The organism is Granulicella mallensis MP5ACTX8 (genome assembly GCF_000178955.2).
Taxonomy (GTDB): domain Bacteria; phylum Acidobacteriota; class Terriglobia; order Terriglobales; family Acidobacteriaceae; genus Granulicella; species Granulicella mallensis.
Genome location: NC_016631.1, coordinates 2,389,785 through 2,414,752, shown reverse-complemented (window position 1 = coordinate 2,414,752; position 24,968 = coordinate 2,389,785). Strand labels below are relative to the sequence as shown.

The following is a 24,968-nucleotide window of genomic DNA, read 5'->3' as shown; positions in this document are numbered from 1 at the left end:
TTGTGAAAGAAGATCCAGCGCAATAAAAATAGCGACATCAACAGGGTAACCCGGCAGGTTGATGTCGTGCTTTCTATTGCAGGGGTGTCACCGCCATCACAACCGGAACGCTGGTGGATGTACCGTTGTTCGCCGTAGTACTCGAAGCCGTAAGAGCTCCTGTAGAACCAATGGCATACACCTGGACTCCGGCCGTGCCATACCCTGCAGCAACGAGATATTTGCCACTACTGTCCACCCCGATGGCACCAACCGTCGATGGACCAGCATAGGGAGACCCTGTCAATTGGGCAAGGATACCGGCTGTAGTAGCCGAAAAACCGGAAAGATTATTCGCCGTCAGGTTCGCAGTGTATACATTGCTTCCGTTGACCAGAATGGCACGATTGCCTGCCCCTGTATCGGAGTTGGCCGCCGTATTCGTAATCTCCTTATAAGAACCACCGTTCGATGCAACTTGATAGACAGAGACCGAGCCTGTTCGGGAAAAGTACACTTGATCGTTTTCGTCGATAGCCACTCCAAAATCGCCAACAGTCGAAGTGGTAAAGGTAATCGGATTCGCGGTGATGGAGTCGATGACTTCGTTCGTAAGGGGAACAATCACATCCCCCGCCGTGCCGAGTGTCACCACCAGGAAATCGCCCGTGGGAGCGACCTTGATCGAAGCTCCGCTGGTACCGATAAGAGGCAGCGGAAAACCTGACGTTACGGCCGTGAGAGCACCGTTCGAACCGATCGAATATTGGTCCAGACTTGTACCGACCGTAGAGAAATCAAGAACGTACAGATATTTGCTGTCAGGCGAGATATCCATGGCGGACGCATTGAGGGTCACTGCGGCTTGGGTGCCATTCACATTCGACAATGTGCCGGTTGAACCAATCGAATACGTGTAGACCGCTGTATTCACTGTGGACGAGACAAATAAGAAGGAATTGTTCGGCGTAATGGCCATGGCGGTCGGCTCATAGCCCAGGGAGATCGGGGAATTCGAAAGCGCCAGCGGCGCACCGGTCGACACGTCAAAGACGCTGATGGAGCTCGTGCTCGACGTGCTGTTGGAGACATAGGCATAGTCTCCGCTCGTTGTTCCCGTCCCACCACCGGACGACGACGCAGGACAACTCGGCTTTCCCTCGCATTGGAAGAAGTTGCCGCACCCAGTCAGGCCGAGTGCCGTGGCTGCTCCCAGCAGGGCGACGATGAAACGAATTGAGGTTTGTCGAGAGGGGATGGCCATGCGTCGAGTCTCCATAACTGGTCGTTCTATGATTTTCTCAGGATTGCCTGGGGACAGTCAGAATCTATTCCGGATACGGTCCCAGACGATGGCAATCATTCGTATAGAGAGTAGGACGCAATAGCGCCGCAACCGTTTCGCGGTTTCTTGCATATTGAAGCAACCGCATGCGTTTCTTCGGTGCGAAGCATCCTTGCGATGCCGTATCATCTAGCCTGTATGCCCAGTTTTTCCGACAGCATCTTCCTATTTATCCTCGCGCTTCTGCTCTTTGGGCCGAAGAAGCTGCCTGTCCTGGCCCGAGAGATCGGCAAGTGGGTGGGTGAGTTCCGCCGTGCTTCCAACGAATTCAAGATGCAGATGGAAGAGGAGCTCCGCCAGTCCGAGCAGGCCGATCGTCAAAAACAGATCGCCGCCATGGAAGCCGCCGCGCCTGTCACGCCCGCGATAGCGGAGCCCGAGCATCCCCATCTGGCCATTCCGTCCGAGACTTCCTCCGAGGAGACTCAGACTTCGGTGACCCACCACACAGAAACCGCCTCCACGGAGCACCTCGCCGAGGCGACAGAAAGCCCGAAGCCGCTGCCCATTGCGACCTCCGGGGAGTTGAACATCATGCCTCCGTCCACCGGCCTGCCTGTACCGCAGACCAGGAACACCGATGCTCTCGGAGGGCTGCTGGAGTCGATCCCGGTTACCGAGGAACACCAGCCTCAAACTGAACCTCAGGCCGCAGAGCCTGCTGCTGAAAATGTTTCACCTGAAATGCTTGAGTACGCCCGGGAGAGTGCGTCACATGGAGACTGATCTGATCGACCGCGCGCGCTCCGCCGTACAGGACCGAGCCGAACTTCCGGGCATGAGCCTGATGGAGCACCTGGAAGAGTTGCGCAAACGCCTGATCTGGTCCGTCGGGTTTCTTCTCATAGGCTTTGCCGTGGCCTACGTCTTCCACGTCCGCCTCTACAACTACGTACAGGCCCCGGTCACGAACCTGGGCCTCAAGCTCAACTTCACTCACCCCACGGACGGCCTCAACCTCTACATCAAAACGTCGTTCGTCGGCGGTGTGATCCTGGCTTCGCCCTTCATCCTGTACCAGATCTGGCTCTTCATCTCGCCCGGCATGTACGCCAACGAAAAGAAGTACGTCTGGCCTTTTATGTCGGCGACGGTCCTCCTCTTCCTGGCCGGGGCCTGGTTCGGCTATGTCTGGGTGCTGCCCGAGGCCATCAAGGTACTCGTTCTGGACTTCGGCAAGCAGTTCCACCCCATCCTCACGATTGAGGACTATACAGGCTTCTTCCTCGCGGTGATCCTCGGCCTGGGAATCACCTTCGAGCTGCCCATCCTGATCTTCTTTCTGGCGCTCTTCGGCATCGTCGATGCCAAGTTCCTGCTGAAGCACTTCCGCTATGCCGTGCTGGCGATCTTTCTCATCGCCGCAGTAATCTGCCCGACGCCCGATCCCATCGGCATGTGCCTCTTCGCATCGCCCATGCTCGCGCTGTACTTCATCGGCGTCGCCGTCGCATTCCTCGTCCATCCGGCGGCACGCGACAAGCGCAAACAGGCAAAGGGAGCCGCCTAATGAACTTTCGCTCAAGAGCCCTGCGTCGACTGACAGTTCTGCTCACGCTCGCAGTCTCCTGCGTGTCGATGCCGTCAGCCAGAGCCCAGGCACATGCCGTCTCCGGCCAGGCCGTCTACAAGCTCACGCAGGAATATCTTGCAGCCGCGCCGAAGCGTTACATCGGCTCGCCCGGCCATACCGCCGCGGAAGGCTTCATCAAGCAGCACTTCAAGCCTGAGGCCGCCAAGGGCAACCTCATCACCGACAACTTTTCCGCGCATACGCCCATCGGGCAGCTCAGCATGACGAACTACATCGTCAAGTTCCCCGGCAAGAAGGACGGCATCATCGTCCTCGCCACGCACTACGAGACCAACTACCCGCTCAAGGACATCAACTTCTTCGGAGCCAATGACGGCGCCTGCACCACGGCGCTGCTCATCGCGCTCGGTCAGTACTATCGCGAGCATCCGCCGCAAGGCTACTCCGTCTGGCTGGTCTTCGACGACGGCGAAGAAGCCATCAAGGAATGGTCCAGCTCCGACTCCCTCTACGGCACGCGCCACCTCGCCGCCAAGTGGTCGGGCGACGGCACCATCAGCCACATCAAGGCCTTCATCGTCGCCGACATGATCGGCTGGAAGAGCATGAACATCACGAAGGAGAGCAACTCGACCCCCTGGCTGCTCGACCTGCTGGCAAAGTCCGGCAAGGACACCGGCCACGTCAGCTATCTCTTCCGCGACTCGCAGGCGATCGAAGACGATCACCTGCCGTTCAAGCAGCGTAGCGTTCCAGTTCTCGACATCATCGACTACCAGTACGGAACCTCGCAGGACCCCGAGGCCTTTCACCACACCGAAAAGGACACCATCGACAAGATCAGCCCGGCAAGCCTGCAGGTCTCAGCCGATCTCTTCCTGGACGTCGTCAAGCTCATCGATCAGCACTAATCTCGCTTTTGCTTTTCTTGTTTGTCATTCCGAGCGGAGTGAGCGAATCTGCTTCCTCCCGTTCTTTGTTCGTATCGCCCAGAAAATATGTGGGCTAAATTAAGAACATCTATTCACCTTGACACCTCTCTCCCACTGGATCTGGTTTCACGTCGCCATCGTCGCTCTTCTGGCACTTGAGTACCTCCTGCACCTCGCGGTCCCCAACACCAAACGCAAGGCCATCTACGCGACCATCCTCTGGGTCGCCGCCGCGCTCTCGCTTGCAGCCGTTCTGGTGCGCTTCTATACCTCCGCCGGAGCGGTACAGTATCTGGCCGGCTACGCGATCGAAGAAGCGCTCTCCATCGATAACCTCTTCGTCTTCCTCCTGCTCTTTCGGCTCTTCCGCATTCCGGAGGTTCGCCAGCCGCGCGTGCTCTTCTGGGGAGTCGCCGGAGCCATCGTCATGCGCGGCGCCTTTATCGCCGCGGGCCTCGGCCTGTTGCACCGCTTCCACTGGATCAGCTACGCCTTCGGCGCCATTCTCTTGTTCGGCGCCATCCGCCTGCTCCGCCCCGAAAACCCGAACGACGCCACGCAGACCCCCGGCTGGATTCGCTGGCTCTCCAAGCTCTCTCCGATCAGCGAAAGCCAGGACCACTTCTTCGTCCGCCAGAACGGGCGCGTAATGGGCACCATCCTGCTGCTGGCGCTGGTCGCCGTCGAGCTCACCGACATCGTCTTCGCCCTCGACTCCATCCCTGCGGTCCTGAGCATCACACGCCAGCCCTTCCTCGCCTACACCTCGAACATCATGGCGGTCATGGGCCTTCGCTCGCTCTACGTACTATTGGCGGCGATGCTCGCCAAGCTGCGCTTTCTACACTTCGGCCTCGCGGCCGTACTGGCCTTCGCCGCCATCAAAATGCTGCTTGCCGCCTGGATTGAGATCGGCCCCCTGGTATCGCTTGCGGTAATCGCAGGCCTGCTCAGCGTAACCATTGGAGCGTCGCTGATCTTCACCCACCCCCCAACACAATCAGTCTCCTCTTAGCTCCCTCCCTCATCGCTCTCTGCTCTACAGATCCCCTCTTTTCCCCGCATCCCAAACACCCGCATAAACCAAATCCAACCCGGCACGATATCCTCATAAAGATGAGCAACAACACAAAGATTGCAGTACGCACAGCGTCCTCCACCTATGAGGTCGAGATCGGCAGCGACCTGTTGCCCCATATCGGAGCGCGCGTCGACTCCCTGCTCAACGGCGGTCTGTGCGCGGGCAAACAGCGCGTCTTCGTCGTCACCTCGCCGGAGATCTGGAAGCTGCACGGCGAACGCCTTGCGAGCGGCTTTCCTTCCGCCCCCGTCCTTCTCAGTGTTCCCGCGGGCGAGCAGCATAAGCGCCTCGCCACAGTCGAACGCCTCGCCGAAGAGATGGCCCAGCACGGCGCAGACCGCGACAGCGTCCTCCTGGCCTTCGGCGGCGGTGTCATCGGCGACATGACCGGCTTCCTCGCTGCGATGTACATGCGCGGCATTCGCTATGTGCAGGTGCCGACCACGCTGCTGGCACAGGTCGACAGCTCCATCGGCGGCAAGACCGGCGTCAATCTCGCCGCAGGCAAGAACCTCGCCGGCGCATTCCATCATCCACTCGCGGTCTATGCCGATACCAGCATCCTCTCCACGCTCCCTCCTGCCGAGCTGCGCGCGGGCCTGCAGGAATCCGTGAAGGCGGGCATCATTCGCGACCGTGCCCTCTTCGACTTCCTGGACACCGAAAGCGCAGCCGTACTCCGTGGCGATCGCGACGCCCTGACCCGCGTCGTCGCCGACAGCGTACGCGTCAAGGCCGATGTCGTCAGCGCGGACGAGCGCGAGCTGGGCCTGCGCATGATTCTCAATCTCGGCCACACCCTCGGCCACGCCATCGAAGCCGCAACACAGTACAAACAACTGCTGCATGGCGAAGCCATCGCCTGGGGAATGATCGCAGCAACTGGAATCGCAGCCCATCGCAACCTCATCACCGCTGACGAAGCGGCCCAGATAGAACGCGTCGTTCGAGCTTATGGCCCCCTGCGCAGCTTCACGGCAAACGCCACGGAGCTCGTCGCACTGACAGCGAAGGACAAGAAGAACCGCAGCGGAGCGCGCTCCTTCGTTCTGCCCCTTGGCATCGGCGATGCAACCGTCGTACGCGACGTCAGCGAAGCCGAGCTGCTTGAAGCCGCCGAAGCCATGATGTCCGAAGTCAACAGCCTGCAGGTGACAGCTTGAGCCCCGTCGAGCACGAACAGGCGCTCGGCGCTCGCCCCTCCGGCGAAGCCACCGAAACCGCAGCCGCCGAGCACGTCCGCGATCTCTTCAACTCCATCGCGCCAAGCTATGACCTGTTGAACCATCTGCTCTCCATGGGCCTCGACCGCCGCTGGTGGCTGCGTGCCGCGCGCAGCTTCCGCGACGTTCTCTCCAACCCGAAATCCCGCGTGCTCGACCTCTGCTGCGGCACCGGAGACATGACCGCCGCGCTGCTGACCCAGCGCCCTGCCAGCGGAGAACCGGTAACCGGTCTCGACTTCTCCGCCGAGATGCTCAGCCGCGCACGTACCAAGTACGCCTCCGCCAACGTGCACTGGGTAGAAGGCGACGCGATGCATCTGCCCTACCCGGACAACAGCTTCGACCTCGTCACCTCCGCCTTCGGCTTTCGCAATCTGACGAACTACGCCGAAGGCCTCGCCGAGATCCATCGTGTCCTCCGCCCCGGAGGCCGAATCGGCATCCTGGAGTGCAACCAGCCGGACGGCCTCAGCGGTGCGGGCTATAACCTTTACTTCAAGCACGTCCTGCCCATCGTCGGCGGCATGATCTCCGGCGACCGCGCGGCCTATCGCTATCTTCCAGCTTCGGTCGCCCGCTTTCCCCGTCCCCCACAGATGCTGGCTCTGATGGCCTCCGCAGGCTTCGTAGATTCGGCGTGGGATGGCTACCTGCTGCGCGCTGCAGGGCTCTATCGCGGCACAAAACGATAGCGGTACGTGTATCCTCAGGGCAATGCAAGGCGAATCGACGGCAGAACTGGAACAACGTAGCGCAGCCAAAGGTGCGGCGGCCTTGTCGTCCCTGATGGCTGCGCTCGCCATCACGCTGTTGAAGCTCATTACCGGCGTTTTAACCGGTTCGCTCGGCATGTTGAGCGAGGCCGCACACTCGGCTATCGACCTCATCGCCTCCGCCATCACGCTGATGACGGTACGCGTCTCAGATCGACCTGCCGACGAGCAGCACAACTACGGCCACGGCAAACTGGAAAATCTCTCCGCCGCGCTCGAGACCATCATCATGGTCGCCTCCTGCGTGTGGATCACCATCGAGGCCGTGCAGCGCATTCTGCATCACAAGCATCTCGACCTGCGCTGGTCCGTCTGGCCCTTCCTCGTTCTAATGCTCTCCATGGCCGTGGACTTCACGCGCTCCCGCACCCTGCACCGCATCGCCGAAGAACAGCGCAGCGAAGCCCTGGAGGCCGACGCGCTCCACTTCGGCACCGATCTCTGGTCGGCGGGAGCTGTCTTCCTGGGCCTGCTCGCTACGTTCATCGGAGAGCAGCTGCATCTGCCCGGACTGGAATACGCCGATCCCATCGCGGCTCTCGCCGTGGCCGTCATTATTCTGTGCGTCACCTGGAAGCTGGCGCGCCGGACCCTCGATTCCCTGCTGGACGCGACTCCGCCCGAAGCCCGCGAACAGATTCGCCATGACCTTATCCAGAACCTCGAAGCCACGGACGGAATCCTCTACGTCAAACGCGTTCGAGTGCGCCGCGGCGGATCGGATTACTTCGTCGACCTCACGCTGGGTCTACCGCGCAACCTGACCTTCCAGAGAGCCGAACAGATCGGTTTTGCCGCAACCGCGACCGTGCAGAAGCTGCTGCCGGGAGCCGATGTAGTCATCCACACGGTGCCGGTCGCGGCGCTACGCGAGAGCGTCTTTGACCGTGTCCGCGCCGTGGCCGCACGATCGAACCTCGCCATCCACGACGTCAGCGTGCAGCAGTACGACGGCGCTCTGCACGTCGAGCAGCACCTCGAGGTGCCTGAGACAATGTCTCTCCGCGAGGCCCACGACATTGCAACCCATCTCGAGGCCGAGATGCGCCGCGAGGTTCCTGGTATCGCCACGGTGTTGACTCACATCGAGAGCGAACCCGCCACGATCGCACACCCCGCCCAGATCGGAGCCACGGAAAATCTCACCAAACAGTTGCTGGCGACAGCCCTGATCTTTCCTGAGATTATCGACATCCACGAGATCACGGTCACGCGCGGCCACGGAGGCTCTGCGAGCAGCGTGCAAGTCAACTGCCACTGCACCCTCCCCGACGATCTCCCGATGTCCCGCGTGCATGAGGTCATCACCGAGTTCGAGAGCGAGTTCCGCCTCCACCATCCCCAGGTCTCCCGCGTGCTCATCCATCCGGAACCGGCAACCGACAACCGCCGATAGTCGTTTTGGCTTTGGCTGTTGCTTTTCTGGTTGTCATTCCGAGGCGTAGCCGAGCGAACCTGCTTCCTCCCGTTCTTCGCCAGTCCCAGCACAATCCGCCCCGTGACGCTAAAGCTTCACGGTTTGCGCCTCGCTCTCTTCTGACCTTCAACAAAGGAACAACTCACCACCCCAGGCATCGAGGCAGTACAAGACAAGAGGTTCTGCATCTATCTGTTCTGTATGCTGGAAATGCCATGAAGCAATACTTCCAACTGGCCCTTACTGCGCTGTCGATGATCGCGGTGATCCTCATCTCCGCCGCGCTCACGCTGCGGATTGCACTGCATGGGCACGAGTTGTCCGTACCGAACTTCTCCGGCATGACGGTCCCCGAAGCCAGTGACGCGGCCCTGCGCAGCGGACTCGACCTCACCATCGAAAACAAGTTTTACTCCACGACCGTGCCCGCCGGCCGCATGCTGTCGCAGGCCCCGGCTGCCGGCTCGCGTGTGCGCCGAGGCTGGCAGGTGCGCGTGACCGAGAGCCTGGGACCACAACAGGTCACCATCCCCGACGTGGCAGGCGAGCCTCTACGGCAGGCCTCAATGGACATTCGCCGCATGTCCTTGGATCTCGGCACGATGGCGCACATCGACGCTCCGGGAGCCCCCGACGTCGTCCTCGCGCAGACACCTCCACCGAATGCGGGTGTTGACCAGCCGCGCGTCAGTCTGCTGCTCAGCTCCACGGCGAACAGTGCCTCCAGCGCCTTCGTGCTGCCCTCGTTCGTCGGCCTCAGCTACGCAGCCGCGAATCACGCCGCCGCCGCTCTCGGGCTGCGCGTCTGGTACATCGCGGACACACCTCCAGCGGCTCCCGTCACACCCAAACCACCCCAGGCCGTAGCCACCGGCCCCGGAGGCATAAAGCTCGACGCCAACGGGCAGGCCATCGCCATCTCTGCAACACCGGCAGCACCCGCAGCGCCTGCAGCCCCAGTAGGACCTGTCACTGGGCAAAAGCCCGAATCAGGCTACCGCGTCAATCGAGGCGATGCCGTTCGCCTCATCTTCGGGCATACGGTAAGTCAGAGCACGAATCAGGCAGGAAATTAGAGCCGTAAATTAGTGTTGATCCAAACTGCAAATCAAACCGTGCAAACAGTTTGCGGTGGCACTGTTTCGTTAAGGGCATGGGTTCAGCCATGCCGCACATTGCGTGGCCAAAGGCCGGTACGTCTCTGCCGAAGGCTGGAGTGAAGCCCGCAGGGCGCAACGACTGAATTGCCTTCTTTGGCTGTGGCGAAACCGCCCACCCCAACCACGGATGCATCCCTGGCGAGCCCTGCACAGTCTTGGCGGCACCGAGGAAAGCCATTCAATCGCTCCGGCTACGTCTTCGATTCAGCCTTCGGCAGAGCGACAGAGATCTGCCCACTTAGTTGTTGGCCCGGCTGAAGCCGAGGCCTCCGAGCTTGCCTCATGATGTGATTTGCACGGCTCAATCTTCAACCAGAAATAACAATTTGATGACACGCCCAGGGACGAGACGAGATCTGGGCCAACCGCCTATGCAAAAAACATTTGACTGCATACTATGACGAATGCTACATAGTGTGCAGCAGGATATTCCGGTCTCCTTACGTAAGACCTCCATGCCCGCTCTTGTTCCTCGAACCTCCGAAACATCGGATTCGAGCCAACCCATACCCTGCCTGAGGAATCTTCATGCGTCGGATGCAACGGTTGCCCTCCCTTCGTTCAGCTATCGGAATCCTTATGCTGTTTTTCATGGCTCTTGTGCCCTGCACGATCTCCGCGCAGGCGACAGGCGGGCTCCGCGGTTCGGTCCTCGATCCAAGCAGCGCTGTCATTCCCGGAGCCACGATCACTCTGACAAAGGGTGGCGAAGTCCGTAAGACCACCTCCGGCTCGGATGGCGTCTACACTCTTCGCGATCTGGAGCCTGGCAGCTACCGGATCGCGGTTACGGCTCCCGGATTTGTTCTCCCACCCAACGCAATGGTCGCGATCGCATCGGGCCATACCAGGCAACTCAACCTCACCCTCTCCATCGCCGTCGAACAGGAGAACGTGCAGGTCAGCGGGCAATCCTCCGGAGTCAGCCTCTCTCCCGATGAAAACTCCGGAGCCATCATCCTCAAAGGCGATGATCTCGACGCGCTCTCGGACGACCCGGATGAGCTGCAAAATGAGCTGCAGGCGCTCGCCGGGCCGGCTGCTGGTCCGAATGGTGGACAGATCTACATCGATGGCTTCACCGGGGGCCAACTTCCGCCCAAATCGTCGATCCGGGAGATTCGGGTCAACCAGAACCCCTTCTCTGCGGAGTTCGACAGCATCGGCTACGGACGGGTTGAAATCCTTACCAAACCCGGCTCGGACAAATTCAGCGGCCACATCGCGTCGCTTGGAGTTGATTCCGCACTCAACACGAACAACGCCCTGGTTCCCAACACCCCCGAATATCACCTCTACTTTCTTCAGAGCGACGTCACAGGCCCACTCACAAAGCATTCTTCCTACTTCATCAGCATCTTCGGTATGCGGCGGCAGGTGCAAAACATCATCGACGCGACCGACCCATCGAACGTAGCGACACAGCTTCTCGCGACCAATCCCAATCCGTCGTCCATCCTGGACATCAACCCGCGCATTGATTTCCAGATAGGAGCGAACAATACCTTTTCCATCCGCGATGCGTTCCATCGCAACGTGGCCTCCGGCAACGGCGTGGGCAACCTGAACCTGGCGAGCCAGGCGCTCAATGCAATCAACTATGAGAACGCCCTGCAGATCAGCGACACGATCGTCGTCAATCCGCACCTTATCAACGAGACACATTTTCAGTGGCGGCGCATACGAAACAGTCAGTACGCCGTCGTCACGACACCGACGCAAACCGTGCAAGGCGCATTTACCACCGGCGGCAACTACGCCGGCACCAATACGGATCACCAGGACGTCATGGAACTGCAGAATTACTCCACGGCCACCGCGGGGAAACACACGATCCGCTTCGGCGCTCGGCTTCGCTCTTACCGCGACGCCAATGTGACAACCTCCGGTGAGAACGGTCAGTACAACTTCCAGAACACCTCGCAATACGAGGCCTGCCTTCCATCGCCCAACCCAGGCTGTGCCCCGGATCAGTACCAGGCGGTCGTCATCAGGAATTCGCTCGCACGCGCCCTGCTCTTTGACGCGGCCCTTTTCTATCAGGACGACTGGCGCGTCAAACCCGGTCTCACCTTCAGCTATGGTGTGCGGTATGAAGGCCAGAATCGCATCCGCGATCACGCAGACTTTGCACCGCGCCTCGCTGTAGCCTGGGCTCCGCACTTCGACAGCAAGAAGCCGCCCAAGACGGTCCTGCGTGCAGGTTACGGCTGGTTTTACAGCCGCTTCACGATGCCGGGCCAGTTAGGTTCAGGTACGGGTACGCCCTATGTCATTCAGACCATTCACCAGAACGGAGTCAATCAACAGTCCTACGTCATCAACGATCTACAGCCACAGCCCGGGGGCTACGACCTGGATGCTTCTCTTCCAGCGAGTACGCTACAGAGCTATCCCGGTTCTACGCCCGCAATCGATACGATCGACCCGCACTTTCATGCTGCCCTTAATATGCAGGGCGGCGTCGGCATCGACCGCACACTCTGGAAAAACACCACCGCCAACGTCACGTATCTCTTCACACGAGGCGTCCACCAGTATTTTACGAATGTCGTAACCGCGCCTGCGTTCGACGTGGACACCTACACGATCACCGGCCCGCCGCCCACGGTCTACAACAATCAGTTTCAATCAGGCGGTATCTTCAACGAAAGCCAGATCACCGCTACGTTCGGTACGCATTACAAAAAGCTCGGCATCAACGCCAACTACGCCTTCAGCGATGCGAAGAGCAATACCTCCGGCGTCACGTACGTTCCTTCGGTTGCTCAAAATCCAGGGCTTGACTATGGCCGCGCTAGCTTCAGCATTCACAACCGGCTTTTCCTGCTTGCCACCTACACCGCACCGCATGGCATCACCATTGCGCCGCTACTCGCAGCGCAGTCCGGCACTCCCTACAACATCACCATCGGCGACGACCTGACCGGCAACAACCAATACAACGCCCGTCCCACCTATGGAACCTGCGGCACACCGGATGTCGTCTCGACACCCTTCGGCTGCCTGGATGAGAACCCCGCCGGGAAAAATGAAAGGATGATCCCCTACAACGTTGGCACGGGTCCGGTAAACGTCGCCTTTCACATGCGTATCAGCAAGAGCATCGGCATTGGTCCCCACATCAAGACACAGACCGGAGGCCCCAACATGCAGGCGGGCGGAGGAGCACTGAGCGGCAATCAGCAGCAGATCAAGCTCGACGCGAGCGTCCCACGGCGTTACAACCTGACCTTCATCGCCGGCGCACTCAACGTATTCAACATCGATAATCGCGGAACCCCGAACGGGACCCTCAAGTCTCCCCTCTTCGGTCAATCCGTCACCCTCGCAAGCGGCCCCTTCGGAATGCCCTCACCAGGAAATCGCGTCGTTTTTCTGCAGGCGCTCTTCAGCTTCTGAAGCTTTCGCAGCGGCCGGAATCCATACCTCAAACTGCAAACGCAGAGTGCGCAAAGGACGCCAAGTTGACGCAAAGGAAACTCTGCGCAAACTTAGCGTCCTTCGCGCACTTGGCGTTTGCAGTTTGGATTAGCACGGCGCCTGCGGCAACCTGATGGAGGAGGAATGATTCAGCGCGCTCCACCCACCGAATCTTCCTCCGCCCCTCTAACCCCGCACAAAGACCGCCGCGAAGAAACCATCGCCCTCAAACCCGGCTCCCGGCAACGTCCGCAGAAAACCATCGCGCGTAAGCTTCGCCACGTTCGCCTCGGCAGCCAGAACTCCCTGCTCCTGCAACCTGGCAACCACCGGCTCTGCCGAGACGAGAGAGATGCCGGTCTTCTCCTTAGCTCCTTCAAAGACCACTTTCACCACCTGCTCATTCTCCTCCGGCTCCAGCGAGCAGGTGGAGTAGATAAGCCGTCCCCCCGGCGCAAGCCGCAGCAACGCCGCGGAGAGAATCGCTCTCTGCCGCTCCGCCTGCCGAGCCAGATCACTCGGCCGTAAGTGGTGCCGGATCTCAGGGTTCCGCGCCAGTGTTCCAGTACCGCTGCACGGCACATCGCAGAGGATCAGGTCGAAGAGCCCCTCATCTTCAGAGAGCGTCGAAGCGTCAGCCTCAATCGTGCGAACCTTTTTGCCGTGAACATCTCGCTGAAGCCGCTGCGCCATCGCGCGCAGCCGGTATGAACTAACATCCGTCGCCAGCAGATCCGCCTGCGGATGCCGTTGCGCCAGCAGCAGGGTCTTGCCGCCTGGAGCCGCGCAGCAATCCCAGATGCGTTGCGCCCCGGAAACACTGGCAGCCGCAAGCTCACCCACTAGGCGCGAGCCGTCGTCGAGCCTCGGCTGGCTTCCACCTTCTTCGGTATCTTCCTGAGAAAAAAGGTCTCCAGCCCTTGGCTCCTGTTGGTCGTACTCGCAGATGGCCAGCGCTGTGGCCCGGCCGTAGTTCGTCACCCACCGCTCAGCAAGCCACGAAGGATGTCCCAGACGCTCGGCAAACGCAGCCGTAGACTCATGCAGCCGCTGCCCCGGAGGCTTCGCCGCAGCCAGCTTCCGAAGCACAGCGTTCACCATCCCCACGGCGTAAGGATGTCCCGCCGCACGGGCAAGCTCTACACTCTCGCTCAATGCCGCATGGGCCGGGATGCGATCCATGTGCAGCAGCTGGAAAGCACCCAGCCGCAGAGCCGTCTGGACAGGCTGCGCCAGCGTCAGTTCAGGCCGCTGCAACAAGGGCTTGATGCGGGCATCCAGCGCGATCTGCCAGCGCAGCGTGCCCAGCACCAAAGCAGTGGTCAGATTCTTGTCCGCCTGCGAAAGCAACGCCAGACCCGAGCCATACAAAAGATCATCGCTGTGGGCGCTACTGGTCGCCACGCGTTCAAGAATCTCGAACGCCGCCAGGCGCGCCGGAGTAATGCTGGCAAGCGGCTTCTGGGTAGATTTTGCGGCTGGTCGTTGGGGAGGTCTCCCCTCAGGTCTTCCGCCCGGGCCTGGTCTGCGCGGGTCAGTCAAGATGCTCACCCGCATGAAGCTGAAAGTCTCGCACGAAGTTTATCCCCGCAAGTCGCGGTTTCCCCTCAAGCTGCACCTCGTCGAGCACCAATAGCGTTTCCTCCGCCGCACCAACAAGCAGTTCACCCGTGGACCAATCGAGCTCCCCGGGAACCAATTTCAAATCCGCAGAGGAAGGATGCATGCGATGAACCAGGAAGCGCTTGCCATGCAATGTTGCATGGGCTCCCGGCCACGGATAGAACCCGCGCCAGCGGTTGTAAGCCTCCTGCGCCGTGCGATGAGCCAGGTCGAGCTTCCCATCCTCCCGCGTCAGCAAAGGCGCAAGCGTCGCCTCGTCGTGATTCTGAGGTCTGCCTGTAAGTGTCCCCTTCGCCAGTCCGTCGAGCGTCTGGAGCACGACTTCAACCCCAACGTGCGAAAGCTGTGCAAAAAGCTCGGTAGCCGTCGTGTCTGGTCCGATAGGGATTCGCTCTTCCAACAACATATCCCCGGTATCGAGTCCTGCGTCAAGACGCATCGTCGTCACCCCTGTCTCGGTCTCGCCCTTCGCAACAGCCCATTGGATCGGAGCCGCGCCCCGATATTTGGGCAGCAGAGATCCATGCAAATTGATGTTGCCAAAGCGCGGCAGCTCCAGCATCCAGCCTGGAATAATGCGGCCATAAGCAACGACTAGAATGGCATCTGGCTGAATTCCTTCGAGTGTTCCACGAAGTTCCTGGTCAGACTTGATCCGCTCCGGCTGCAACACACGCAGACCGCGTTGGAGCGCCAGCCGCTTCACCGGCGGCACCTGTAACTCCATCTTGCGCCCGGCAGGACGATCCGGCTGAGTAAGGACCAACGCAACCTCGTGGCCCGCATCCAGAACGGCACGGAGCGTCGGGACAGCAAACTCCGGGGTACCGCAGAAAACCAGTTTCATTGCGTCTACCACTCACCGTTCTTCTGTAGCTTGCGAATGCGCCTGTGGACAAGGTCCCGTTTCAGACGACTGAGGTGCTCAATAAAGAGTATCCCGTGAAGATGATCAATCTCGTGTTGTAGAGCCCGAGCCAGCAACTCTTCACCTTCTACTTCAAAGAACTCGCCCTTTACATTCTGAGCGCGCACCTTAACCCTGGCTGCTCGACTCACCTTCTCGCGAATCTCCGGAAGGCTCAGGCAGCCCTCTTCTTCAACCTGCTTGCCCTCGCGCTCGATGATCTCAGGGTTAATGAGCGCCAATTTATCTTCAGGTCGCTCTTTGAAACTTACGTCTATCACTGTGATCTGCTTGGAGATACCGATCTGCGGCGCTGCCAGACCAATCCCCTGCGCAGCATACATGCTCTCAAACATCTCATCGACAAGTTGCGCCAACTCCGGTGTGAACTCGGTGACCTTCTCTCCTGGTTTGGAGAGGACAGGGTCGGGATACTTCACAACCTCGTGGATCTTGTGCGGCTTGGAGTCTTTAGGACTCGGCTTGGCTTCGTTTTTACTCATCGATCAAAAGGCTCTTATCTGCTCGCAGTAGCTGCTGAAATTTCGGTGAAGCTCACGGAGGCTATCGCCCCCAAACTTTTCAATGACCAGCCGCGCCACCGCAAGCGCAACCATGGCCTCGGCTGCGACTCCGGCCGCCGGAACCACACAGACATCAGAGCGCTCATAGGCGGCCTTGGTGGTCTCACGCGTCTCAAAGGAGACGGAAGCAAGAGGACGGCGCAGCGTCGAGATCGGCTTGAGGTACCCGCGGACGACCAGATCCTCGCCGTTGGAGATGCCACCCTCGATGCCGCCGGCATTGTTGTGCTCGCGGCTGAAGCGGGTAAACTTTCCGGCATCTTCCGATACGGGCTCAGCCTCGTACGCGATCGCGTCATGCACCTTGGAACCAGGCGACTGCGCCGCGGTCACGCCCCTGCCAAGCTCCACGGCCTTGACCGCTTGGAGACTCATCACGGCCTGGGCCAGCAGTCCGTCGAGACGCTCATCCCAGTTGACGTGCGTGCCCACACCCGGAGGCAGACCATGAACGACCACCTCAAAGACACCGCCGATTGTATCTCCCGTACGCAGGGCCTGATCGACCTCGGCCTTCATGCGGGCCTCGGACTCGGGGTCGACGCAGGCCAGCAGGACATCTTCCCGCTGGGCGATCGCCGCAATCTCGGCAAAGCTGGCCTCGCGCGAGAGCTCCGCCGAGCCGACGCGAACAACGTGGCTCGCCACCTCAACCCCAAGAGCGCGCAGCAGCAGCTTCGCAATCGCACCGCACGCCACTCGCGCCGCCGACTCACGTGCCGAAGCGCGTTCCAGAATATAGCGGGCGTCTTTGAAGTCATACTTCAAAGCACCGGCAAGATCCGCGTGACCAGGCCGGGGACTGGCGACGGCCTTGTGCTTCTCCGCGTCTCCCTCGCCTACCGGCAGAATCTCTTCCCAGTTCTTCCAGTCGCGATTCGCAAGCGTCATCGCGATAGGCGAGCCGATGGTCTTGCCATGGCGTACGCCAGAGAGGATGTGAGCGGTGTCACGCTCGATACGCATGCGGCCACCTCGACCATAGCCCTGCTGGCGGCGCCAGAGTTCGTGGTCGAGAAACTCCTGATCGACGGGAACACCCGCCGGAAGTCCGCTGATGAGGGCTACGAGGGATTCGCCGTGGCTTTCGCCGGCTGTTGAGAATCGAAGCATGGAGAGTTAATTATAACGAGCAGAAAGGCCTGATCCCCGGTCTGCCTGGCAGCCTTCTGTTTTTGGCTCCTTGCGAGCATCTGCGGCACCGTCATCGCAACCAGATATCATGGCTTCCATCCGCACCTTCCCGCCTGAAAGGTAGCTCAATGTTTCGCAAGCTCGCTCTTCTGCTCTGCACGCTCTCCACCGTCGCCGCCTCAGCCCAGACCATCCAGATTCAGGTAGACCTCGATAAGCCTCTCGGAGCAGATAAGCCCATCACCAGCTGGTTCGGCTACGACGAATCGAACTACACCACCATGACGCATGGCCGGGAGCTGTTGCGCGAGCTGCATGACACCAGCCCGGTCCCCGTCTATATCAGGGCGCACCATCTCCTCACCTCCGGCGACGGCGTCCCCGAGCTCAAGTGGAGCTCCACCAACGTCTACACCCTGGACGCCAAGGGCCACCCGGTCTACGACTTCAAGATCATCGACGGCATCTTCGACGCCTACCAGCAGGCCGGCGTCCGTCCCATGGTCGAACTAGGCTTCATGCCCGAAGCCCTCGCCAGCGGCCCCGCGCCCTACAAGGTCAGCTATCCCCGCACGCTCGACGGCAGCGTCCAGAGCCCGCCAAAGGACTACGCCGCCTGGGGCGAACTCTGCCGCACCCTCGCCGCGCACCTCGTCGCACGCTACGGCCATGACCAGGCCGCGCAATGGTACTGGGAGGTCTGGAACGAACCCAACATCCCCTACTGGCACGGCACCCAGCAGGAGTACGACAAGCTCTACGACTTCGCCGTCGCCGGTGTCCGCGCGGCTCTGCCCGAAGCCCGCGTAGGCGGTCCTGCAACCACCAGCCCGCGCGATCCCAAGGCCGTGGCCTTCCTCAACGCCTTCCTGCAACACGTCGCGCACGACAAGAGCGCCGCCAACGGCCAGCCCATCCCACTTGACTTCATCTCCTTCCACGCCAAAGGCGAGCCGAAGATCATCGACGGCCACGTCCGCATGGGCCTCGACAAAGAGCTGCGCGACGCCGACAAGGGCTTCGCCGCCATTGCCGACTACCCACAGTTCCGCAACCTCCCCATCATCCTCAGCGAAGCCGATCCCGAAGGCTGCGCGGCCTGCTCCGCCAAAGAGAATCCCGCAAACAACTACCGCAACGGAACGCTCTACCCGGCCTACACCGCCGCCGCTCTTAAAGGGCTCTTCGACCTGCAGGACCGCCACCAGGTCAATCTGCTGGCCATGCTCAGCTGGTCCTTCGAGTTCGAAGGCAAAGACTACTTCCAGGGCTTCCGCACCCTCGCCACCAACGGCATCGACAAGCCCATCATGAACGTCTTCCGCATGGCCGGCCTCATGAGCGGTCAGCGCGTCGCCACCACCAGCACCGGCCAGATTCCACTCGATCAGATCCTCAGCTCCGGCGTGCAGCACGCGCCGGACATTGATGCCCTCGCCACGCACGCGGACCGCAGCGCCGCCATCCTGCTCTGGAACTATCAGGACGACGATCTCCCCGCCGCCGACGCCCCCACCTCCGTCACGGTGCACGGCATCCCCGCCGATGTCCACCGCGTCCTGCTCCAGCACGACCGCATCGACGCGACCCACAGCAACGCCTATACCACGTGGAAAGCGATGGGCTCTCCCCAGCAGCCCACACCCGCACAGTATGCGCAGCTCAAAGCAGCAGGCCAGCTTCAGTCCTTGACCTCGCCCGAGTGGCTCGACGTTACCAGCGGCAGCGTCATGATCCCCCTCACGCTGCCCCGGCAAGCCCTCTCACTCTTGCGCCTGAGTTGGTAGCCACAAGCCTTGAGGCACTCCTCGCCAACACTACGCAGCGCGAAACGCGTTCCCTGATGCTTCAGCATCAGGGAGACGGAGGGAGCCGTAGCCTTTAGGCTACGGAATAGGGGACTGGTAAAAATGTGGCCTTTAGGCCCGGGCCTTCTTTCGGCTGCGAACAAAAAGCCCGAGGCTGAAGCGCTATTCAACGTGATACACATGCGTACCGCTGCCGATCTCTTCGGTCTTACCCTTCGGCAACGTAACTGTAGCGCTGGTATTCGCCGGAATCGTGATGGTGAAGCGATGCCCGCTCTCCTGCCAGTCCGAGACGATGGTTCCATAAGCAGAGTCGTACTCGGTGTGGAGCTGCGGAAGCGCAGCATCGAAATGAGGGTGAATGGTCAGGTGATGATAGCCAGGTCCCGTGGCGTCGGTATCGATGCCGGCAGCGCGACGATAAACCCAGGCCATCACGGACCCAAAAGCATAGTGGTTATAGGAGTTCATCCCAGGGTCGCCTGTGTCGCCATTCCAGCGCTCCCACCACGTAGTAGCGCCCTTCTTCACCATGTAGCCCCATGAAGGATACGTGTCCGACAGAAGAAGTTTGAAGGCGAGATCGGAGCGGTCATTCTCATCCAGCACAAACAGTAGAAACGGAGTGCCGAGGAAACCCGTTGTGAGATGGTTTCCGTGCGCCTCGATATCCTTCGTAAGCCGATCGATCATCCTCGCACGCAGCGTTGGCGGCGCAATCCCGGTGAAGATCGTGGCCAGGTACGCGGTCTGCGTATTCCCTTCGACACTGCCATCTTCCTTCACGAAAGCCGTACGGTAGGCAGCAGCGATGCGGTCATACTGCTGTTGGTACTTCTCGGCATCTGCCGTGCGGTGGAGTGCTGTAGCCATCTCCGCCATCTCGCGCGCGATCAGTGCCCAGTAGGCGGTGCCGATAAGAGTCTTGGGAGTGTTCTGGTCCGGCGCAAGCCAATCCGCATAGTTATTTCCGAGGGCCTTACGACGGATGTAGTCGGGATTGTTGCTCAGAATGAAATCCATCCAGCGCTCCATCGCCGGCCAGGAGCGCTCCACGACAGTAGTGTCGCCGTACTGCAGCCATGCCGCATACGGAATGAAGACACCCGCATCGCCCCAGCCAGGCGCTCCAGGATTCGGCCCCAGAACATTGGGCGAAACATCGGTAAATGCTCCTGCAGCCGTCTGCGCATCCGTCACGTCGAGCATAAACTTGTGCGTGAACGCGTCGATGTCGAAGTTGTAAGTGCCGGTGCGCCAGAAGACTCCGGCATCGCCCATCCAGCCGAGCCGTTCATCCCGTTGCGGGCAGTCGGTGGGGATCGAAACAAAGTTACCTCTCTGCCCCCACGCCCCAAGTTCATTCATCTTATTGAGAGTCTCGCTGGAACTGGTGAGCCGCACGGAGGGCTTCGCCGGAAGACTATTGAAGACAAGGCCGTCGATGGTAGCGAGAGTAGGCGGCGTTGATGGGGCGGTCCCAACGTACGAGAACTCAACATAACGAAAGCCGTGGAACGTGAAAGCGGGCGTCCAGGTTTCGTCACCATTACCGGAGAGAACATACGTGTCCGTAGCATCGGCGTTGCGAAGATTCTCGGTATAGATGCTCCCATCCGGATTGAGCCGCTCGGCATAGCGCAAACGCACCACCGCACCACGTGGGCCACGAACATGAATGCGAATATTTCCGACCATATTTTGACCCATGTCATAGATGGTCGGATGAGCGTCGTTTGCGGGATCGAGCTTACTGGGATGCAGCGTGATCGTGGTGTTAACCAACAGGTCCGGCTGCGCCGTGAGAGCCATGCCGCTATCCGGCGGGGCTGCGGTAACAGCTGCCGTCCAGCGCGTAGCGTCGAAGCTCGGCGCGCTCCAGCCCTGCTGCGCGAGTCGCGCATCGTAGGACTCGCCGCCATAGATCTCGGAGAAGGTAATCGGTGCGGAAGAGGTGAGCCAGCTCGGGTCCGTAGCGATCGTCTGATGCGTGCCATTCGCGAGTGTCAGATCAAGCTGCGCGCGCAGAAGATTAGGCCCCGGCGTGTAGCGGAAGCCACTCCATGTCATCGGCGAGCTGTACCATCCGCCGCCAAGGACAACTCCGATTGCATTTGCGCCATGACTAAGCAACGACGTCACATCGTAAGTCTGGTAGAGCACGCGTTTATGGAAGTCCGTCCAGCCCGGCGCGAGCAGAGAGTTGGGAGCCACAGCTTTGCCGTTGATGAAGGCCTGATAAGCACCCAACGCCGTAATACTCAGGCGAGCCGTGCGAATGGAAGAATCAACGCTGAAGCTCTTACGCAGGAGTGAAGCATCCGTTGCAACACGGTCTGGTCCAGGCACAGCCCGCTGCCGGTCTGTGCCCAGGCCGAACGCCTGAGAAAGAGGCCCCACAGTCTGTGCGCTTTGCCAGGCACCATCAGGGGTCGCACGCGCCTGCCACTGATCATTGGTTACGATGCGCTCCTCTTTGCCGTCCTCATGCGTGAGATGAATCGATGCGGCAAAGGCCGATGGTGCCGTCCTGGGCGGTGCACCCGCCTGATGCGAGATCACGTCGACCTCAATCTCATTGTTGCCACGGTGAAGCAGGAAGGCGATCTCTTCACGGTCAAAGGCGCCCCACTCATCATGATGCCCTGTGACATGACCATTGACGCGAGCAACGAACTGCCCGCGTGCGAGCACGTGAAGGCTCGCTGCGTTTGGCTTGTCCGTGAGATGCAGGTGATAGACGAAGTGCGCCGGTGTAGCGGAGAGCACATGCATCGCATCTGCATTCGCCAGCCAGATCCAGCGGATCGAGCCAAGCTCCTGCTCATCGGCAGGGTCTCTACACATAATCCACTGCCCCTTCCAGTCGTCAGCACTCATAAGACCCGTCTCAAACCACGCCGGTGCGGACGTCGTCTCTTTGCCCTTGTTATCCCAGGTGCGGACCGTCCACACATACCGCTGCTGCGGCTTGAGCACAGAGCCAGCATAGGCAATATTCACCGATTCTGAAGATTTGATCCGTCCAGAATCCCAGGCGTCTGCTTTGCCCGGGCGAAGATTCTTCGCCTCTGTACTAACCAGGATCTCGTACGCCGACTGTGTCCAGTTCGTCGTCTTCGCATCGCTCTGCCAGGAGAACGTGGGCTTCGGCGTATCGATGCCAAGCGGGTCTTCGAGTGCGTTGGTGCGAAGATGAATCGGCTCGGCTTTGACACACGTTACCAGGATGAAAAGAGATAGAACGAGCTTTAGCATGGGGGTTGAGCTCTCCAGGTTTCAATTGGAAGATATCACCTATCGAAATCATGATAGGCCAGGGATGTCGGCTGCTGCAGCCCACATCATGCATGCGAGGATAGGGCGAAAGAACGGAGCGCTTCTTTTTATACTTCATTTATTTAGTTGCAAACCTGTCTGCACTCCTATACAAATCTACCCATCCGAAGATGGACTAGCAGTTGTTGGATAACGTATCTCCCCGCTTTCCTTTCTGCAAAGAAAAAGCACAGCCCCACAGACTTAAATCGTATTTCGAGGTCCAGTCCCATGACGACAACTACGCTGCCGGCGGCGACCGCTGAGCTTACAAGCAAGCGCATCCCCTCAGTCGACGTTCTGCGTGGTTTCACGTTAGCCGCCATGATCTTGGTCAATGCCGCGGGCGAATGGCCTCATGCCTACTGGCCGCTGAAGCACGCCCAGTGGAATGGCTGTACGCCGACCGACCTGGTCTTTCCGACCTTCCTTTTTCTTACAGGCACATCGCTGGTCTTCTCTTTCCGCTCCCGGCTGGCACGCGGCGTCGGAAAGCGGGAGCTGTTCCTGCACACTCTGAAGCGATCCGTCATTCTTTTTTTCATCGGCGTACTCCTGAACGCGCTTCCCTACTTCCATATTGGAACCTTGCGCATCTACGGCGTATTGCAGCGCATTGCCTTGTGCTATCTCTGCGTGAGCGTGCTCTATCTATGGAACCGCAGACCGGCATTCCTCTTGTCCGTAGCGGCTCTGCTGCTGTTGGGCTACTGGATTCTCATGCGCTGGATTCCGTTGCCGGGCGGCCTGATCCCAGGCCGGGACGTTCCCCTGCTCGATCCCGTTCGCAACTGGGTGGCGATCTGCGATCGCTGGCTGCACCTGGGACGGCTGTACGAGATAACCCGCGACCCTGAGGGACTTTTGAGCACGCCACCGGCAATCGCCACCACTCTCTTAGGAGTTCTGACCGGCCTCTGGCTGCAGTCGCAGAGAACGATCAAAGAGAAGAGCGCAGGCATGCTGATTGCAGGCGCGGCCCTGCTCGGCAGCGGCTTGTTATGGAGCCTCTGGTTCCCTCTCAACAAGAAACTGTGGACCAGCTCCTACGTTCTCTTTGCAGCCGGCTGCGCCCTGGTCGGTCTGGGCCTCTTCACCTACCTGATGAAAGATGACCGTAAAGATAGCTGGTGGAGTTATCCCTGGCTCGTCTTTGGCACCAACGCCATCGCCGCCTACGTTCTATCGGAAGTGATAGCCATCGCCATCTCCGCTATCCACATTCCCGGTGGAGACGATAAGCTCACGCTGAAGAAGTATCTATTCACCCACCTTTTCGCACCCTTCGGCCCGGGGATGGACTCTCTTCTGTTTTCCCTCTTCTTCGTCCTCGTATGCTTTGTGCCGATATGGATTCTATTTCGCAGGCGCATCTTCATCAAGATCTGAATTAGAACTACAGCACTCATAAATCTTTACGCGCGGGTACTTCTTTGCAGCCACACGAGCGTCGAAGCACCAATCGATTGGCCAGCACGATCGGTTCCCTCCTCGTCTTCTTACTGGGATGCCCCTCAAGTTCGGCGAAGAGAAGCTCCGCAGCCGTTCTACCCAGATCTTCTATGGGCTGTTGAACGACGCTGATGGACGGATGCAATGTCCCAGCCAGTTCAAAGTCATCGAATCCAAGCAAGGCAAGACGTGAAGGAATCGGAATCCTAAGCTGACGTAGTATCTGCACGACGGCAGAGGTCGAGCTGTTCTTCAGAGTGAACACGGCATCAGGTGGCCGGCGGCTCTTCAAATGTGCGGCGAGCGAGCGAGACGCCAGGGCCATATCCTCCGGGCCAGTGTCCACCAGTGGCTGCAGTCCTGCTTCCTCCATCGCCTGAAGATAACCACGCACCCGTTCACGAATCGTATAGAGCTCTGGTTCACTGACCAAACAGAGAATGCGCTTATAACCATGCTCGATCAGATGAAGTGTGGCCTTGCGAGCGGCTTCGAAATTATCGGAGAGGACACTCGAACAGCCGCTGCCAAACAGCGGTCGATCGAAGGTCACTACCGGGATACCGCTGTTCCGGACAAATCTCGCAAGCTCCTTGTTTTCAGGATCGGAAGGCACAATCAGCAACCCGTCCGGCCGATGCCGCATCAGCACCTCTAAGCTGCTCATCTCATCGCCACACTGGTTCCTGGTAACAGCAACGATCAGCAGAGTGTCGTGAGCTCTGGCTATCTTGTCTGCTGCTTCCGCGCAGCTTGCGAAGAAGTGATCGGCGATGCTGGGAACCAGCAGGCCTACGGTTTTAGTGCGTCCGCCTTTGAGTACGCGTGCCGCATGATTCGGCATATAACCGAGCTCTTGAATGGCGGACTTGACCTTCCGCATCGTCCCTGCGCTGACGTTGACGCCGCCATTGACGACACGCGATGCCGTACCAACACCAACACCAGCCAGTCGAGCCACCTCTGAAAGTGTTGGTTGCGGATTGCTCTTTCTCATTGAGGCCGGTCGAAGTCCATCTGCGAAATCTTACTCCGAACTGAATATTTTATAAACTCGTTTCCTTTTGTCACTTCACGGCGATATAGGCCCCAATGCTGGTTTTCTTTTGGCACCCGCCAAAGTTTTCCCTATGAAATCCACTTTCAGGTGTTGACAGTTCACTGTCTGCTTTCTTACTATCGTCGCCAATTTGGAAACGTTTCCAAAATCTGTCGGCTAAAGGATGCCCTGCACGCCCGGACAACCTTGCAGGCAAGCATATCTACGTGGAG

The 24,968-nt window shown here is 59.6% G+C and carries 18 protein-coding genes; 11 read left to right on the top strand and 7 right to left on the bottom strand.

Features of this window, described 5'->3' with window-relative positions; translation table 11 throughout:
* Positions 1-73: 73 nt before the first annotated feature.
* Complete coding sequence (locus tag ACIX8_RS10095; RefSeq protein ID WP_014265238.1) at positions 74-1,243, bottom strand: lactonase family protein; 1,170 nt, start codon at positions 1,241-1,243, stop codon at positions 74-76.
* Between the two features lie 198 nt (positions 1,244-1,441).
* On the opposite strand from ACIX8_RS10095, the gene ACIX8_RS10090 reads away from it, so the two are divergent.
* The 9 genes from ACIX8_RS10090 (at position 1,442) to ACIX8_RS10050 (ending at position 12,849) form a co-directional block, all read left to right on the top strand.
* A complete protein-coding gene (locus ACIX8_RS10090) occupies positions 1,442-2,050 on the top strand; it encodes a Sec-independent protein translocase subunit TatA/TatB (RefSeq protein WP_014265237.1) in 609 nt (202 codons plus the stop codon).
* Positions 2,040-2,834, top strand: a complete 795-nt coding sequence (tatC, locus tag ACIX8_RS10085; RefSeq protein ID WP_014265236.1) for a twin-arginine translocase subunit TatC — start codon at positions 2,040-2,042, stop codon at positions 2,832-2,834. The genes ACIX8_RS10090 and tatC overlap by 11 nt, the downstream gene beginning before the upstream one ends.
* Positions 2,834-3,769 carry a M28 family peptidase gene (locus tag ACIX8_RS10080; RefSeq protein WP_014265235.1) on the top strand — a complete coding sequence of 312 codons (936 nt, stop codon included), beginning with the start codon at positions 2,834-2,836 and terminating at the stop codon, positions 3,767-3,769. The genes tatC and ACIX8_RS10080 overlap by 1 nt, the downstream gene beginning before the upstream one ends.
* 118 nt (positions 3,770-3,887) lie before the next feature.
* Complete coding sequence (locus ACIX8_RS10075) at positions 3,888-4,805, top strand: TerC/Alx family metal homeostasis membrane protein (protein WP_014265234.1); 918 nt, start codon at positions 3,888-3,890, stop codon at positions 4,803-4,805.
* 101 nt (positions 4,806-4,906) lie between these two features.
* On the top strand, positions 4,907-6,034 hold the full coding sequence (gene aroB, locus ACIX8_RS10070; protein ID WP_014265233.1) for a 3-dehydroquinate synthase: 1,128 nt from the start codon (positions 4,907-4,909) through the stop codon (positions 6,032-6,034).
* Positions 6,031-6,789, top strand: a complete 759-nt coding sequence (gene ubiE, locus ACIX8_RS10065) for a bifunctional demethylmenaquinone methyltransferase/2-methoxy-6-polyprenyl-1,4-benzoquinol methylase UbiE (protein WP_014265232.1) — start codon at positions 6,031-6,033, stop codon at positions 6,787-6,789. Before aroB ends, ubiE begins: the two co-directional genes overlap by 4 nt.
* A 22-nt stretch (positions 6,790-6,811) precedes the next feature.
* Positions 6,812-8,266 (top strand): cation diffusion facilitator family transporter, encoded by a 1,455-nt coding sequence (locus ACIX8_RS10060; RefSeq protein WP_014265231.1) that lies wholly within the window; start codon positions 6,812-6,814, stop codon positions 8,264-8,266.
* A gap of 236 nt (positions 8,267-8,502) precedes the next feature.
* On the top strand, positions 8,503-9,363 hold the full coding sequence (locus ACIX8_RS10055; protein ID WP_014265230.1) for a PASTA domain-containing protein: 861 nt from the start codon (positions 8,503-8,505) through the stop codon (positions 9,361-9,363).
* A 663-nt stretch (positions 9,364-10,026) separates the two neighbouring features.
* Positions 10,027-12,849 carry a TonB-dependent receptor gene (locus ACIX8_RS10050; RefSeq protein WP_044176513.1) on the top strand — a complete coding sequence of 941 codons (2,823 nt, stop codon included), beginning with the start codon at positions 10,027-10,029 and terminating at the stop codon, positions 12,847-12,849.
* A gap of 207 nt (positions 12,850-13,056) precedes the next feature.
* On the opposite strand, the gene ACIX8_RS10045 is transcribed toward ACIX8_RS10050, so the two are convergent.
* The 4 genes from ACIX8_RS10045 to aroC are packed head-to-tail and all read right to left on the bottom strand — an operon-like array spanning position 13,057 to position 17,097.
* Complete coding sequence (locus ACIX8_RS10045) at positions 13,057-14,421, bottom strand: transcription antitermination factor NusB (protein ID WP_396248602.1); 1,365 nt, start codon at positions 14,419-14,421, stop codon at positions 13,057-13,059.
* Complete coding sequence (gene fmt, locus ACIX8_RS10040; protein ID WP_014265226.1) at positions 14,405-15,340, bottom strand: methionyl-tRNA formyltransferase; 936 nt, start codon at positions 15,338-15,340, stop codon at positions 14,405-14,407. The genes ACIX8_RS10045 and fmt overlap by 17 nt, the downstream gene beginning before the upstream one ends.
* A 5-nt stretch (positions 15,341-15,345) precedes the next feature.
* On the bottom strand, positions 15,346-15,903 hold the full coding sequence (gene def, locus ACIX8_RS10035) for a peptide deformylase (protein ID WP_014265225.1): 558 nt from the start codon (positions 15,901-15,903) through the stop codon (positions 15,346-15,348).
* Positions 15,904-15,906: 3 nt separating this feature from the next.
* Positions 15,907-17,097: a chorismate synthase gene (aroC, locus tag ACIX8_RS10030; protein ID WP_014265224.1), complete on the bottom strand. Its 1,191-nt coding sequence runs from the start codon at positions 17,095-17,097 to the stop codon at positions 15,907-15,909.
* A 149-nt stretch (positions 17,098-17,246) separates the two neighbouring features.
* Between aroC and ACIX8_RS10025 the strand changes: the two genes are divergently transcribed.
* Positions 17,247-18,905 carry a GH39 family glycosyl hydrolase gene (locus ACIX8_RS10025; protein WP_014265223.1) on the top strand — a complete coding sequence of 553 codons (1,659 nt, stop codon included), beginning with the start codon at positions 17,247-17,249 and terminating at the stop codon, positions 18,903-18,905.
* 183 nt (positions 18,906-19,088) lie between these two features.
* Here the strand turns inward: ACIX8_RS10025 and ACIX8_RS10020 are convergent, their stop codons facing one another.
* Complete coding sequence (locus ACIX8_RS10020) at positions 19,089-22,184, bottom strand: alpha-L-rhamnosidase (RefSeq protein ID WP_014265222.1); 3,096 nt, start codon at positions 22,182-22,184, stop codon at positions 19,089-19,091.
* 291 nt (positions 22,185-22,475) lie between these two features.
* On the opposite strand from ACIX8_RS10020, the gene ACIX8_RS10015 reads away from it, so the two are divergent.
* Positions 22,476-23,633 (top strand): acyltransferase family protein, encoded by a 1,158-nt coding sequence (locus ACIX8_RS10015; protein ID WP_014265221.1) that lies wholly within the window; start codon positions 22,476-22,478, stop codon positions 23,631-23,633.
* A 16-nt stretch (positions 23,634-23,649) separates the two neighbouring features.
* On the opposite strand, the gene ACIX8_RS10010 is transcribed toward ACIX8_RS10015, so the two are convergent.
* Entirely contained in the window at positions 23,650-24,693 is a 1,044-nt protein-coding gene (locus tag ACIX8_RS10010) for a LacI family DNA-binding transcriptional regulator (RefSeq protein WP_014265220.1), read from the bottom strand.
* Positions 24,694-24,968: the final 275 nt, after the last annotated feature.

Coding starts and splice junctions, on each gene's coding strand:
- ACIX8_RS10015 (WP_014265221.1), top strand. CDS start 22,476: ATGACGACAACTACGCTGCCGGCGGCGACCGCTGAGCTTACAAGCAAG.
- ACIX8_RS10010 (WP_014265220.1), bottom strand. CDS start 24,693: ATGAGAAAGAGCAATCCGCAACCAACACTTTCAGAGGTGGCTCGACTG.
- ACIX8_RS10090 (WP_014265237.1), top strand. CDS start 1,442: ATGCCGTATCATCTAGCCTGTATGCCCAGTTTTTCCGACAGCATCTTC.
- aroB (WP_014265233.1), top strand. CDS start 4,907: ATGAGCAACAACACAAAGATTGCAGTACGCACAGCGTCCTCCACCTAT.
- tatC (WP_014265236.1), top strand. CDS start 2,040: ATGGAGACTGATCTGATCGACCGCGCGCGCTCCGCCGTACAGGACCGA.
- ACIX8_RS10055 (WP_014265230.1), top strand. CDS start 8,503: ATGAAGCAATACTTCCAACTGGCCCTTACTGCGCTGTCGATGATCGCG.
- ACIX8_RS10095 (WP_014265238.1), bottom strand. CDS start 1,243: ATGGCCATCCCCTCTCGACAAACCTCAATTCGTTTCATCGTCGCCCTG.
- ACIX8_RS10060 (WP_014265231.1), top strand. CDS start 6,812: ATGCAAGGCGAATCGACGGCAGAACTGGAACAACGTAGCGCAGCCAAA.
- ACIX8_RS10020 (WP_014265222.1), bottom strand. CDS start 22,184: ATGCTAAAGCTCGTTCTATCTCTTTTCATCCTGGTAACGTGTGTCAAA.
- def (WP_014265225.1), bottom strand. CDS start 15,903: ATGAGTAAAAACGAAGCCAAGCCGAGTCCTAAAGACTCCAAGCCGCAC.
- ACIX8_RS10025 (WP_014265223.1), top strand. CDS start 17,247: ATGTTTCGCAAGCTCGCTCTTCTGCTCTGCACGCTCTCCACCGTCGCC.
- ACIX8_RS10080 (WP_014265235.1), top strand. CDS start 2,834: ATGAACTTTCGCTCAAGAGCCCTGCGTCGACTGACAGTTCTGCTCACG.
- fmt (WP_014265226.1), bottom strand. CDS start 15,340: ATGAAACTGGTTTTCTGCGGTACCCCGGAGTTTGCTGTCCCGACGCTC.
- ACIX8_RS10050 (WP_044176513.1), top strand. CDS start 10,027: ATGCTGTTTTTCATGGCTCTTGTGCCCTGCACGATCTCCGCGCAGGCG.
- aroC (WP_014265224.1), bottom strand. CDS start 17,097: ATGCTTCGATTCTCAACAGCCGGCGAAAGCCACGGCGAATCCCTCGTA.